The 13,382-nt window shown below is 42.0% G+C and carries 16 protein-coding genes; 13 read left to right on the top strand and 3 right to left on the bottom strand.

Annotated features, from left to right (window positions below):
• Nucleotides 1-5 precede the first annotated feature (5 nt).
• Nucleotides 6-959, top strand: a complete 954-nt coding sequence (locus MHB66_RS11295) for an aromatic acid exporter family protein (protein WP_046311717.1) — start codon at nt 6-8, stop codon at nt 957-959.
• Nucleotides 960-1,011: 52 nt separating this feature from the next.
• Nucleotides 1,012-1,521, top strand: coding sequence for a L,D-transpeptidase (locus tag MHB66_RS11290; protein WP_034280283.1), 510 nt, complete (start codon nt 1,012-1,014; stop codon nt 1,519-1,521).
• Nucleotides 1,522-1,559: 38 nt separating this feature from the next.
• Here the strand turns inward: MHB66_RS11290 and prli42 are convergent, their stop codons facing one another.
• Nucleotides 1,560-1,652 carry a stressosome-associated protein Prli42 gene (gene prli42 / locus MHB66_RS11285; RefSeq protein ID WP_149126490.1) on the bottom strand — a complete coding sequence of 31 codons (93 nt, stop codon included), beginning with the start codon at nt 1,650-1,652 and terminating at the stop codon, nt 1,560-1,562.
• A 101-nt stretch (nt 1,653-1,753) separates the two neighbouring features.
• Between prli42 and mce the strand changes: the two genes are divergently transcribed.
• From mce to MHB66_RS11265, 4 genes are read left to right on the top strand one after another with little or no spacing between them, the layout of a single operon-like run.
• Nucleotides 1,754-2,176: a methylmalonyl-CoA epimerase gene (gene mce, locus MHB66_RS11280; RefSeq protein WP_046311715.1), complete on the top strand. Its 423-nt coding sequence runs from the start codon at nt 1,754-1,756 to the stop codon at nt 2,174-2,176.
• Entirely contained in the window at nt 2,169-3,632 is a 1,464-nt protein-coding gene (locus MHB66_RS11275) for an acyl-CoA carboxylase subunit beta (protein WP_111926475.1), read from the top strand. Before mce ends, MHB66_RS11275 begins: the two co-directional genes overlap by 8 nt.
• A gap of 16 nt (nt 3,633-3,648) precedes the next feature.
• Nucleotides 3,649-4,770: a tripeptidase T gene (locus MHB66_RS11270; protein WP_041117918.1), complete on the top strand. Its 1,122-nt coding sequence runs from the start codon at nt 3,649-3,651 to the stop codon at nt 4,768-4,770.
• 14 nt (nt 4,771-4,784) lie between these two features.
• Entirely contained in the window at nt 4,785-5,249 is a 465-nt protein-coding gene (locus MHB66_RS11265; protein ID WP_024422912.1) for a chemotaxis protein CheW, read from the top strand.
• A gap of 36 nt (nt 5,250-5,285) precedes the next feature.
• Here MHB66_RS11265 and MHB66_RS11260 read toward each other — a convergent pair whose 3' ends face one another.
• Nucleotides 5,286-6,065, bottom strand: a complete 780-nt coding sequence (locus tag MHB66_RS11260; protein ID WP_046312291.1) for a membrane protein insertase YidC — start codon at nt 6,063-6,065, stop codon at nt 5,286-5,288.
• A gap of 66 nt (nt 6,066-6,131) precedes the next feature.
• Entirely contained in the window at nt 6,132-6,413 is a 282-nt protein-coding gene (locus MHB66_RS11255; RefSeq protein WP_024422910.1) for a hypothetical protein, read from the bottom strand.
• Nucleotides 6,414-6,593: 180 nt separating this feature from the next.
• Between MHB66_RS11255 and MHB66_RS11250 the strand changes: the two genes are divergently transcribed.
• From MHB66_RS11250 to MHB66_RS11220, 7 genes are all read left to right on the top strand, one after another.
• Nucleotides 6,594-7,586: a carbon-nitrogen hydrolase family protein gene (locus tag MHB66_RS11250; RefSeq protein WP_046312289.1), complete on the top strand. Its 993-nt coding sequence runs from the start codon at nt 6,594-6,596 to the stop codon at nt 7,584-7,586.
• A gap of 298 nt (nt 7,587-7,884) precedes the next feature.
• Nucleotides 7,885-9,129 (top strand): DNA polymerase IV, encoded by a 1,245-nt coding sequence (locus MHB66_RS11245; RefSeq protein WP_046312288.1) that lies wholly within the window; start codon nt 7,885-7,887, stop codon nt 9,127-9,129.
• A gap of 98 nt (nt 9,130-9,227) precedes the next feature.
• The gene (gndA, locus tag MHB66_RS11240; protein WP_034280291.1) at nt 9,228-10,637 is read left to right on the top strand and encodes an NADP-dependent phosphogluconate dehydrogenase; all 1,410 of its coding nucleotides are present in this window, start codon (nt 9,228-9,230) and stop codon (nt 10,635-10,637) included.
• Between the two features lie 116 nt (nt 10,638-10,753).
• Nucleotides 10,754-11,602: a GRP family sugar transporter gene (locus tag MHB66_RS11235; RefSeq protein WP_034280777.1), complete on the top strand. Its 849-nt coding sequence runs from the start codon at nt 10,754-10,756 to the stop codon at nt 11,600-11,602.
• A 12-nt stretch (nt 11,603-11,614) separates the two neighbouring features.
• Entirely contained in the window at nt 11,615-12,400 is a 786-nt protein-coding gene (locus tag MHB66_RS11230) for an SDR family oxidoreductase (RefSeq protein ID WP_034280292.1), read from the top strand.
• A gap of 318 nt (nt 12,401-12,718) precedes the next feature.
• Nucleotides 12,719-13,030 carry a PTS sugar transporter subunit IIB gene (locus MHB66_RS11225; protein ID WP_024422905.1) on the top strand — a complete coding sequence of 104 codons (312 nt, stop codon included), beginning with the start codon at nt 12,719-12,721 and terminating at the stop codon, nt 13,028-13,030.
• 3 nt (nt 13,031-13,033) lie between these two features.
• Nucleotides 13,034-13,366 (top strand): PTS lactose/cellobiose transporter subunit IIA, encoded by a 333-nt coding sequence (locus MHB66_RS11220; RefSeq protein ID WP_041109730.1) that lies wholly within the window; start codon nt 13,034-13,036, stop codon nt 13,364-13,366.
• Nucleotides 13,367-13,382: the final 16 nt, after the last annotated feature.

Below are 13,382 nucleotides of genomic sequence, written 5' to 3'. Positions count from 1 at the left end.
ACATCATGTTTAAAATCGGCTACCGAACGCTGAAAACAGCATTAGGAACAGCGATCGCTATTTATATTGCACAATTGTTTGGCTTGCAAAATTATTCTGCTGCCGGGATTATTACGATCCTGTGTATTCAGGTGACAAAGAAAAGATCCCTGTTAGCATCGGGAGCCCGCTTTGCAGCTTGCAGTCTTGCCATTTTATTTTCTTATTTATTTTTCGATCTGATTGGGTATCATCCTTTTGTGATCGGTTTGATGCTGCTTGTCTTTATTCCGACAACGGTTCTGCTTCGAATTAAAGAAGGGATTGTCACAAGTTCAGTCATTATCCTCCATTTATACATGTCTGGCGGGATTACCCTGCATCTCATTTGGAATGAACTGCTGCTGATTACCATTGGTGTTGGGGTAGCGCTGATTATGAACCTCTATATGCCAAGTGTTGATAAAAAGCTCAAACGCTACAGCGAACAGATTGAAGCCAACTTTGCTAAAATCTTTGAGGAAATCGAGCAATACTTAATGACAGGGAAACAAGACTGGACAGGAAAAGAAATACCAGAGACACATCAATTGATCAAAGAAGCGAAAGCTCTTGCATATCGTGATGTTGAAAACCATGTATTAAGACATGAAAACCTGTATTACCATTACTTCAACATGAGACAAAAGCAATTTGAAATCATTGAGCGTGTGTTGCCTAAAATTACGTCGATTTCCGTCACAACGGAGCATGGACAAATCATTGCAGAATACATTAGAGACTTACGCGAACATATTCACCCAGGGAACACAGCGCATAAGTTTTTAAGACGTCTCATTGATATGAAAGAAGAGTTCGATGCACTTCCGCTCCCGCAAACACGAGAAGAATTTGAGGCAAGAGCGGCACTCTTTCATTTCCTTGGTGAAATGGAACAATATTTAGTACTGAAAAGCTATTTTAAAGGGATGAAAGAATAGAGACGCATGAGTTCCTCCTTCATTGGTCAATCTAATGAAAAAGGAGGAGCCTATGCGTCTTTTATTTTATACCGTACTGACCATGTCCCTTTCACCAATCTGGCCGCTTGGACAAAACCCGCTGCCAGGTGACCCATTTGTCATTATTAATAAACAAACAAATGAACTTGCCTTTATTGATCAAGGGAAAATTCAAAAAGTATATCCTGCCTCTACAGGAAAAACAGCAGATTTAACGCCAGAAGGTGAATTTACGATTATGATCAAAGCGAAAGATCCCTATTACAGAAGAAAAAATATTGAAGGCGGTGCAAAGAATAATCCTCTTGGGCGAAGATGGATTGGATTCGATGCACGAGGAACAGATGGCAGAACCTACGGAATTCACGGAACGAGTGATGAAACTTCGATTGGGAAATTTATCACAGCAGGCTGTGTAAGGCTTCATAATCAAGATGTAGAGCGATTGTTTGATCAGCTTCCAATTGGTACAAAGGTATGGATTACAACCTCAAGCGATTCCTTTGAAAAGCTTGCCAAAGACAAACAGGCCATTCGTTGATATCGCGAATCACCTGCTTGTCTGCTTTTATTCAAACCTTATAAAAAGGCTGCTGCTCCTGCTAAAAGTGAAGAAACTAACAGCAGGCTAATCATAAGCAATACCATAAATTTCATGAATTTTTGAGACATATCGCACCCCTATAACCGAAGATTTTTGCGACAAGCGCACTTGTCTTTATTTTATCTGGTTTTTTCATATGCGACAAGTGATCAGCAAAGGAAGTGAACGGATGAACCAAATCGATCATATTGCCATTGCCGTCTTTTCTATTAAAGAAACATCTCAAACGCTTCATCAGCTATTTAACTGGCATTTTTCAGACATACAAGAGATTCCTGAGCAGGAGATTAAAGCGTCCTTCGCTTTACTTGATGATCTGCACATTGAATTAATTGAGCCCATCTCAGCCCGCAGTAAACTACATACCTTTTTAACAAAAAGAGGAGAGGGGCTCCATCATATTGCGTTAAAGTCAGATGACATTCAAATGGATCTTAGCCGTCTCGATCACCTTGGCGTGCAGCTTCTCCAAAAAACAGCACAGATGGGCGCCGGCGGAAAGCAGATTGCATTTATTTCACCTAAAGAAACGTCAGGTGTGTTATTTGAATTGTGCGGGTCCTTGAAAGGAGAGAAACATAGCGATGAATGAATCGTTCAATGACTTGTCCGAATGGCGGAAGAAAGCGTTAATGGGCGGCGGCGAAAAACGAGCAGCAGCTCACAGAAGCAAAGGAAAGCTGACGGTTCGAGAGCGACTGCACGAACTTCTTGACGAGGGCAGCTTGATGGAAATTCAGTCATTTGCAACAGGCGGTCTGTCAGAGCATGTTGGTGACGGCGTCGTCATTGGCACGGGACTCATTCACGGTAAGCCCGTTTGTGTTTATGCACAAGATGCAACCGTATATGGGGGCTCATTAGGCGAAATGCATGCCAAAAAAATTACCTCTTTAATGGATCTGGCAGCTAAGAATCAGATGCCGGTCATCGGTCTAAAAGACTCAGGTGGTGCGAGAATTCAAGAGGGTGTGGTATCATTAGAAGGATACGGACAGATTTTTAAACGGAATGTGCTGTACTCTGGTCTAATCCCGCAAATATCTGTTATTTTAGGTTCATGTGCTGGAGGTGCAGTCTATTCTCCTGCATTGACTGATTTTGTCTTCATGACAGACCAAACAGCTCATATGTTTTTAACTGGTCCGAAAGTAATAGAAAAGGCAACAGGAGAAACGGTCTGTCCTGACCGTCTTGGCGGTGCAAGTGTTCAGCATCAGACAAGCGGAAATGTGCACTATACTGGGGAAGATGAGAAGGAAGTGTTAAAAGCGGTTCGAACTCTTTTAACGTACATACCAACGAAACAGCAGGCTCTCATGCAGGCTGAAGCACGAAAGCAAGATACCGCTGATCCAGGCAGCATTTTGCCAAAGGATCCATCCCGCACCTATGATGTCAAACAAGTGGTGACAGCGATAACCGATCCAGACTCATTCTTTGAAACGCAGCCTTGTTTCTCAAAAAATATTGTCACTGGTTTTGCCAGACTACAAGGAGCTTCCATTGGTGTTGTTGCCAATCAGCCAAAGGTGCTGGCAGGCAGCCTTGATCTTGACGCGGCCGATAAAGCGGCCAGGTTTATTCGATTTTGCGATGCATTTCATATTCCGATCTTAACTCTTGTGGACGTTCCTGGTTTTTTACCAGGGGAGAAAGCCGAGCATGCGGGAATTATCCGCCACGGTGCAAAGCTTTTATATGCGTACGCTGAAGCAACCGTTCCAAAAATCACTGTGATTTTAAGAAAGGCGTTTGGCGGTGCATATGTCGCGATGAATAGCAAGGGCTTAGGCGCTGACTTTGTTTATGCATGGCCAGAGGCCGAAATTGATGTCATGGGGAAAACGTTCGCAGATGAAATCGTTCATCCTGCTTCGCGCGAGACTGAGAACAAACCAAGTGTATGGAAAGCGGCTCAGGCAGGTCTGATAGACGATATTTTCATGCCGGCTGAAACGAGAGAGCGATTGATCCGCTCATTTGATGTGCTTCGCAGTAAGGAAGAAGATAGACCGTTAAAAAAGCATGGCAACATGCCGCTATAAGAGGAGGAGCATCATTATGATCAATGAAAAACGCTTACTAGATGAATTTTTAGAATTAGTTCAGATTGATTCAGAAACAAAACACGAAGAGAAAATTGTTGAAGTCCTAAAAGAAAAATTCTCGCAGCTTGGTCTAAAAGTGGTTGAAGACGATTCAAAAGCGGTAACAGGCCACGGCGCAGGCAACCTTGTCTGCACATTAGAAGGAAATCAAGAGGCAGATACGATTTATTTCACTTCTCATATGGATACAGTTGTACCGGGGAATGGCGTAAAACCAGTCATTGAGGACGGCTATGTGAAAACAGATGGAACAACGATTCTTGGCGCTGACGATAAAACAGGACTTGCTGCTATGTTTGAGGCGATCCGCGTGCTGAAAGAGAAAAATTTACCGCATGGAACAATTGAATTTGTGATCACAGCAGGTGAAGAATCAGGACTTGTTGGAGCAAAAGCGTTAGATCCGAATTTGATGACAGCGAAATACGGCTATGCCCTTGATTCAGATGGCAAGGTTGGTACGATTATCGTAGCTGCACCAACACAGGCAAAAGTACGCGCAACGATTTACGGAAAAACTGCTCACGCAGGTGTCGCGCCAGAAAAAGGTGTGTCTGCGATTACCATTGCATCAAAAGCAATTGCCAGCATGCCGCTTGGCCGGATTGATGAAGAAACAACGGCGAATATCGGCCGTTTTGAAGGCGGAACACAAACGAATATTGTGTGCGATCAAGTCGATATTTTGGCGGAAGCACGCTCTTTAGAACCAGCAAAAATGGAAGCTCAAGTAGCGAAGATGAAAGAAGCCTTTGAAAAAACCGCTAAAGAAATGGGCGGAAGTGCCGATGTACAAATTGACATCATGTATCCAGGCTTCAAATTCTCACACGGCGATCAAGTCGTAGAAGTGGCGAAAAAAGCGGCAGCAAAAATTGGCCGTCCTTCAGAACTGCAGACGAGCGGCGGAGGCAGTGATGCAAACGTCATTGCAGGCAACGGCGTCCCAACTGTCAACCTAGCTGTTGGATATGAAGATATTCATACGAAAAATGAGAAAATGCCGATTGAAGAATTAGTCAAAACAGCTGAAATGGTTCTCGCCATTATCGAAGAAACGACAAATCCATCGTAAAGGCAGGAGACTCTGTGAGCACGCAAAAGATTATTATTTTTCAGGTGGGACAAGAGGAGTTTGGCATCAGTGTAGAGCATATTCGTTCGATTGAAAAGGTCCCTTACTTACAAGAAGTATCGAATCTTCCAAAAGAAATTAAAGGCCTGATGTCATTAAGAGGAGAGGTCATTCCTGTCAGTGATACAGGCGTGATGCTTCACGGAAAGCCTCTTGATGTGAACGAGCAGTCAAAGGTGCTGTTATTTGAAGTTAACGATCAAATGATTGGCTGTCTTGTCTCAGATGCAAAAGATATCATCGATATCGAGCAGAGCGAGATCAAGCCATTTCATATGAACACGAAGGCCTCTGAATATTTCTTCGGCGTTGTGGAGAGAGAAAACAAAATGATTTTACAAGTGGACCCAAATAAGTTCCTTGGGAAAATTGAGGACCTCGATCAATTGCCAGACCGGTTGAAAGAAGAGTTGGCATAATGAAAAGCCCCTTATCTAAAGATAAGGGGTTTATTTTTATTCAGCAGCTGGTTTGGCTTGTTCGTTAGCCGCAGCTTTCGTTTTTGATTTTTGGTACATGACATTTAAAATAATCGTTTGAATCGTGAGTAGTAGTCCGCTTGTCATCCAGTATAAAGGAAGAGCAGCGGGTGCATTAATTGAAAGAAACAGCATCATGATTGGGAAAATCATGCCCATTACTTTCGCTTGCTTCAGCGCAGCCTCTGTCTGGGTGCCTGATTGCTTTGCATATTTTTGCGTGACATAAAATTGCAAGAAATACATAGCCCCTGCAAAGACTGCCACCAATAAATCGGTTTGTCCTAAGTTAAACCATAAGAACGTATGAGTTGCGATCTCAGGTGTTGAGCGGATCGCTGAGTAAAAGCCAAGAACAATTGGAATTTGAATCAGCATAGGCAGACAGCCCATTGCCAGCGGGTTCACATTGTTCTCTTTATATACTTTCATCATTTCCATTTGCAGTTCTTTTTGTTTTTCAGGATCTTTCGTTTTCTTCAATTTGCTTTGTATTTGGTCAATCTGAGGTTTCACCAGTGCCATTTTTTCCTGCATGACTCTTTGCTTCTTAAATTGATTCGCAAAAAGCGGGAAAATCAGCAGGCGGACAATCAAGGTGACGAACATAATGGATAAACCATAATCATCATGGAAAAAGTTCGCAAGCCAAATGATCAGCTCAGAAAAAGGCTGAACAAAATAATGATGGAAAAACCCATCAGAGCTCGTATTCGTTTGCGCACTCGCTGCAAATGCAGGTGACGCAATCATCATCAAACATAAAGTCGTAAAAACAGTCAATAAACGTTTCAATTCGTTTCCTCCTCATGATTAAAAAATTTAATTAGTGAGAGGAAGCGAATGGTCTTCATCATCATTAGATGATCTTTTCATTCGAATGACTTTACTAATCCAAGTTGTAATGCGATCATATATGATAAACAGAAAGTCTGTTCGATTCAAGCAAGATGCGTCCAACTCTTCCAAACGATGTCCACCAAGGTGTTCGTTCATACGGCAGTCTTTTAGTAAAAACGCAATGCCGATGGCCGTCAGCGCTGGAAGAATAATCGTAAAGAATTCAACAAGGAAAAAGACTTCATTGAATGTATCAATAATCATGATTATCACATCCATTTCATTACTCACAGTGTACTATACACATGGTTAAATGTCTAACAGAACCACGTGTTTTCTCTATTAAATAAAATTCCTTATTTTGTATAAAATAGTAAATGTCATCCAAACTTCATATTTCCTATCCTATAATGAGGGGGATGAAAAGAAATGGAGGTTTTGAATATGACAAGTATTTACCCAAAGTTTCGAGCAGCTGCGGTACAAGCAGCACCTGTCTACTTAAATTTGGAAGCAACCGTTGAGAAATCATGTGAACTGATCGACGAGGCAGCTTCAAATGGTGCAAAGCTTGTGGCATTCCCAGAAGCATTTTTACCTGGTTATCCTTGGTTTGCTTTTATTGGTCATCCAGAATACACAAGAAAGTTCTATCATGAATTATATAAAAATGCAGTTGAAATCCCTAGCTTAGCCATTCAAAAAATCAGTGAGGCAGCAAAAAGAAATGAAACGTACGTTTGTATATCATGCAGTGAAAAAGATGGCGGATCTCTCTATTTAGCTCAGCTTTGGTTTAATCCGAATGGGGATTTAATTGGAAAACATCGGAAAATGAGAGCTTCTGTAGCAGAAAGACTCATTTGGGGGGACGGAAGTGGAAGTATGATGCCGGTGTTTCAAACTGACATTGGAAACCTTGGCGGATTAATGTGCTGGGAGCATCAAGTTCCACTTGATCTTATGGCGATGAATGCCCAAAATGAGCAGGTACATGTAGCCTCTTGGCCAGGTTATTTTGACGATGAAATTTCAAGCAGATATTATGCCATCGCGACACAGACATTTGTGCTGATGACTTCATCTATATATACGGAAGAAATGAAAGAGATGATTTGCTTAACGCAGGAGCAAAGAGATTACTTTGAAACATTTAAGAGCGGGCATACGTGCATTTACGGGCCGGATGGGGAACCGATCAGTGATATGGTTCCAGCTGAAACGGAAGGAATTGCTTACGCTGAAATTGATGTAGAAAGAGTCATTGATTACAAGTATTATATTGATCCGGCTGGACACTACTCCAATCAAAGTTTGAGTATGAATTTTAATCAACAGCCCACTTCGGTTGTGAAACAATTATATCCTCAAAAAAATGAAGTATTCACATATGAGGACATTCAATATCAACATGGTATACTTGAAGAAAAAGTGTAAATGAACGTGAAACCTAGCGCGCAGACAAACCCTCGCATTCGGTGTCAGTCCTGCGCTCCGATGCTCGTCCTTCCTAGGGCTGCCAAGGTTTTTGATCACGCTGAAAAGAAGACAAAGGGCTAAAATCAAGATCATTTTAACCCTTTGTCAACAATCTGGAACCTTCTCTTTTTTAGAGAAGGTTTTTTTGAGGAAAGATGAAATAAATCAATGTATAATTGAGCATAAAAGGGATCCATCATGTTTGATATATGAGGAAACAGCTGATCAAAATACAGGTAGACAAGAAAATGGGGTTATGCCAATGTCAAATATTATTTTTCATATAGACATGAATGCTTTTTATGCCAATGTAGAAATGGCGTATGATCCTTCTTTGCGGGGGAAACCTTTAGCCATCAGCGGAAATGCAAAAGAGCGTAAAGGGATTGTTGTGACGTGCAGCTACGAGGCAAGAGCACTAGGTGTGAAGCCCCCGATGCCCTTATGGGAGGCGAAGCGGCTATGTCCGGGACTCATTGTCCGCACACCGAACTTTGACCGATACCGCAGCTCCTCACAAGAGATGTTTACAATACTAAGAGAATACAGTGATTTAGTCGAACCTGTATCGATTGATGAGGGCTATATTGATTTAACGCATACACCATATGCCGAGCATGCGGTAAAAACGGCTCATGATATTCAAACAAGGCTTGTAGAGGAGCTGATGCTACCTTCAAGTATCGGCATTGCACCGAATAAATTTTTAGCGAAAATGGCGTCTAATTGGAAAAAGCCAATGGGCATCACCATATTGCGTAAACGAGATGTTCCGAACATGCTCTGGCCGCTCCCTGCTGGTGATATGCACGGGGTTGGACAAAAAACGGCAGATAAATTAAAAAAAATCGGAATTCATACTATTGAAGACTTAGCGAAAGCGAATGAGTATACGCTAAAAGAATTGCTTGGCATTAATGGACCGAGATTAAAGCAAAAGGCGAATGGTGAACATGACGGCATCGTGGATCCAGAAAGAATATACGAATTTAAATCCGTCGGCAATTCATCCACTCTGCCTCATGATTCGGATGATTCAGATGAACTTGTCACGTTAATTGATAAGCTGTCACAATCTGTGAGTGCAAGGTTAAGGAGAAAAGAAGTAATGGCAAATCGTCTGCTCATCATGATTCGGTATGCAAGCTGGAAAAATATCACGCGAAGTGTCATGCTTACGAATCCAACGGATCGAAAGGAAGATATATTTGAAGCGGCAAAGCAGTTATTCCTTAAACATTGGAATGACCAGCCAGTGAGGCTCTTAGGTGTGACGGGGACAGACCTTGTCGAACGAAAAGCAGCAGTTAAACAGCTTGATTTATTTTCATATACAGAAGATGCAAAAGAAGAGCCTCTCCAAACCATTTTAGATGGACTGAAAGAAAAATATGGAAAGTCATTGGTGCAAAGAGGGGTCACCATTAAGGAAAAAGAGAGCAAAACAAGCGGGACAAGTTTTAATAAAGATTTTTTTCAGGACGAAAGAGGAAATGACTAGCCTGAAAACTTGATAAAAGAGGTGATGTTGTGGTAATTTCAAAGGGTACATCATTTCAGCAGTAATCAATATAGTGTGTTAGAAGGGACGTCAGAATTATGTCAAAACAACAAATCGGTGTGGTTGGACTAGCCGTTATGGGGAAAAACCTTGCCCTCAATATTGAAAGCCGCGGTTTCTCCGTATCCGTTTATAACAGATCTAGCAGCAAAACAGAAGAGTTTCTTCAAGAAGCAGAAGGAAAAAACGTTGTTGGCACATACAGCATCGAAGAATTTGTTCAGTCGCTTGAAACACCGCGTAAAATTCTATTAATGGTAAAAGCTGGTGCAGCAACAGATGCAACCATTCAATCATTACTTCCTCACCTAGAGAAAGGTGACATTTTAATTGATGGTGGAAATACATATTACAAGGATACACAAAGACGTAACCAAGAGCTTGCAGAGAGTGGTATTCACTTCATTGGTACAGGTGTTTCCGGCGGTGAAGAAGGCGCGCTAAAAGGCCCTTCCATCATGCCAGGCGGTCAAAAAGAAGCGCATGAGCTAGTGAAACCAATCTTAGAAGCGATCTCTGCGAAAGTAGATGGCGAGCCTTGTACAACGTATATCGGCCCAGATGGAGCAGGACATTATGTCAAAATGGTTCATAACGGTATCGAGTACGGAGATATGCAATTGATCTCTGAATCATACTTTATCTTGAAGCATGTTGCTGGTTTGTCAGCAGCGGAGCTTCATGAAGTATTCTCAGAGTGGAATAAGGGCGAGCTTGACAGCTATTTAATCGAAATTACAGCTGACATTTTCACAAAAGTGGATGAAGAAACAAACCAGCCGCTTGTGGATGTGATCTTAGATAAAGCTGGTCAAAAAGGAACTGGAAAATGGACAAGCAAAAGCTCACTTGATCTAGGTGTCCCGCTTCCAATCATTACTGAATCTGTTTTTGCGCGCTACATTTCTGCAATGAAAGATGAGCGTGTGGAAGCAAGTCAATTGATCGAAGGTCCTGAGCCAGCGCAATCAGCTGAGAATAAACAAGAGCTGATCGAAGCGGTTAGAAAAGCCCTATTCATGAGTAAAATCTGCTCTTACGCACAAGGCTTTGCGCAAATGAAAGCAGCGTCTGATGAATATAACTGGGATTTAAAATACGGTGAAATTGCGATGATCTTCCGCGGCGGATGTATCATTCGTGCAGCCTTCTTACAACAAATTAAAGAAGCATATGACCGTAATCCTGAACTGAAAAACCTATTGCTTGATCCATACTTTAAGGATATTGCTCAAAACTATCAATCATCACTTCGTAAAGTCATTTCACTTGCAGTGGAACAAGGAGTTCCTGTTCCTTCATTCTCAAGTGCACTTGCTTACTTTGATAGCTATCGCACAGCTGTCCTTCCAGCGAATTTAATTCAAGCACAGCGTGACTATTTCGGTGCACATACGTATGAGCGCACAGATAAAGAAGGCGTATTCCATACTGAATGGATGAAATAAATAGAGAACGACTGAAAAACCTTACCTTTGGTAAGGTTTTTTTGTTTGTATCTTTTCGGCTAAAAATGTGAAAAAGAGGGATGCTATGTAAAAAAGACAAGAAAGTAGGGATAGAAGTGGGCATTTTATATGCACTTCTCCCAGCGATATTTTGGGGAAGTATTGTTCTCATCAGTGTCAAACTAGGCGGGAATGCGTATCAGCAAACCCTCGGCATTACGCTCGGCGCATTTTTATTTTCGATTGCAGCGTTTTTCATCAAAATGCCAGAGCTGACACCGCTTATTTTTGCGGTTTCCGTCATTTCAGGCATCTTCTGGAGTATTGGACAAATGAATCAGCTTTCAAGTGTTGCTTTTCTCGGTGTATCTAAAGCGGTTCCTTTATCAACGGGCATGCAGCTTGTGAGCACAACGCTATTTGGTGTCATGGTCTTCAAAGAATGGCAGACGATGACGGTCATACTCATTGGTTCTTGCGCCATTTTACTGATTATTGCAGGTGTTGTGATGACATCGCTCGGTCAAAAAAAGAATGGCGGCGGGGATGGCAGAGGCAATTTTAAAAAAGGGATCATTATTCTGCTCATCTCAACCGTTGGCTACGTCGGATATGTCGTTATTTTAAGATGGTTTGATATTGATGGCTGGTCTGCACTTGTCCCGCAATCCGTCGGCATGCTGCTTTCATCCTTAGCGATTAGTTTAAAGCAGGACCCATTTAGTAAATATACGTTTAGAAATATCATTGCCGGTCTTGTTTGGTCAACAGGAAATCTTGGTCTGCTTTTGGCCATTCCATTAATCGGCGTAGCCGTAAGCTTTTCGATGTCACAAACAGGGATTGTTATCTCAACACTAGGCGGCATTTACTTATTAAAAGAGAAAGCATCTAGAACAAGCTTTGTCATTGCAGGCTGCTTGATGATTATTGCAGGCGGTGTACTGCTAGGCTTTACAAAATAGGAGGTTACACGAATGTATCCAGATTTAGAAGGAAAAACAGTTCTGATAACAGGTGCAGGTACAGGGATTGGTCAAGCGATGGCCCGCCGATTTGGACAAGAAAAAGCCAATGTGGTGATCAATTACTTCTCCGATAAAGAAAATCCGGATGAAACCATTGCAGATATTCAAAAACATGGCGGACAGGCTGTGAAAATCAAGGGAGACGTATCAAAGGAAGAGGATATGCAGGCGATGATTGATAAAGCTGTTGATACATTTGGCAGTCTTGATGTGATGATCAATAACGCAGGCATTGAAAATGAAGTACCCTCTACAGAAATGACGCTGGATAATTGGAACAAAGTAATGTCTACCAATTTAACAGGCATGTTTCTAGGGTGCCGTGATGCACTGAAGTATATGACAGACCATGGGATAGAAGGCTCGATCATTAATATGTCGTCGGTTCATCAGCAAATTCCTTGGCCTCATTTTGTCCATTATGCAGCTAGTAAAGGAGGCGCAAAGCTTTTGACAGAAACATTGGCGCTTGAATATGCCCCTAAAAAAATCCGTGTAAACAGTATTGCACCAGGCGCCATTGATACCCCGATTAATGCGGAGAAATTCGATGATCCAGCATTGAAAAAAGGCGTGATTGAGCTGATTCCAATCGGTTATATTGGAAAGCCGGAAGAAGTGGCAGCATGTGCTGTCTGGCTGGCATCAAAAGAGGCGAGCTATGTCACAGGCCTGACGTTATATGTAGACGGCGGCATGACAAAGTATCCTGGGTTCCAGGCAGGAAAAGGATAAGACAATGAAGACAAATCAGCGTGTAGACAAACCCTCGCATTCGGTGTCAGGTCTGCGCTCCGGTACTCACGAATGTCAAATTCGCTCCGCACCTGTGCTCGTCCTTCCTAGGGCTGCAAAGGTTTTCTATCAGGCTGAAAAGAAGACAAAGGGCTAAAATCAAGCATTTTAGCCCTTTGTCAACAATCTGAACGAGCGTAAAATAAGCTCTTTTTTACATTAAATACAGACAAATGAAATTAAATGTCTAGACATTTAAAAATAAAATTATATAATATTAATTGGAAGCGCTTTTATTACAACAATGGGGTGAGAGAAATGAAACGTATTTTATTAGCATGCAGTTCGGGAATGTCTACGAGTTTACTAGTGACAAAGATGAAAGCACATGCCGATTCAATCGGGGACGAAGCAGAAATTTGGGCAGTTGGTCAAGATCAAGCAAAAAAAGAAATGGCGAATGCAGATGTTGTGTTAATCGGACCGCAAATGAGCTTTTTAAAAGGAGACCTTCAAAAAGAAGCAACAAAATACGGGATTGAGGTAGAGGTCATTGATATGCAGGCATACGGGCTTGCCGATGGACAAAAAGCGTATGAACAGGCACTTACATTGATGGGGGAATCTTAAAGGATGGAAAAGAAAACACTCGAAGGGCTCACGGAGGAACAAGTGAGCTTTCAATTGATCTTACACAGCGGGAATGCACGCAGCAAATTGCTTCAGGCTCTTAAACAATATCGAGAAGGTCTAGAAGAAGAAGCTTTTGGTCTTATGAAAGAAGCGGAAGAAGATTTACGGCTTGCACATGACATCCATTTTCAACTCGTGCAGAAAGAGGCAGGCGGAGAAAGGGCATCCTTTTCCTTACTGCTCATGCATGCTGAAGATCACTTAATGTCGACCATTACCATCAAGGAGCTTGTGGGAGAGCTCCTGCCGATATTCCAATCGCTTAAACAATAAAGGGTGTAAACAAGGG

The sequence above is a fragment of the Bacillus sp. FSL L8-0167 genome, from assembly GCF_038630295.1.
GTDB classification, from domain to species: Bacteria; Bacillota; Bacilli; order Bacillales; family Bacillaceae; genus Bacillus; species Bacillus safensis.
The sequence above is the reverse complement of the archived record's forward strand: the minus strand, read 5'-3'. Positions and strand labels throughout refer to the sequence as shown.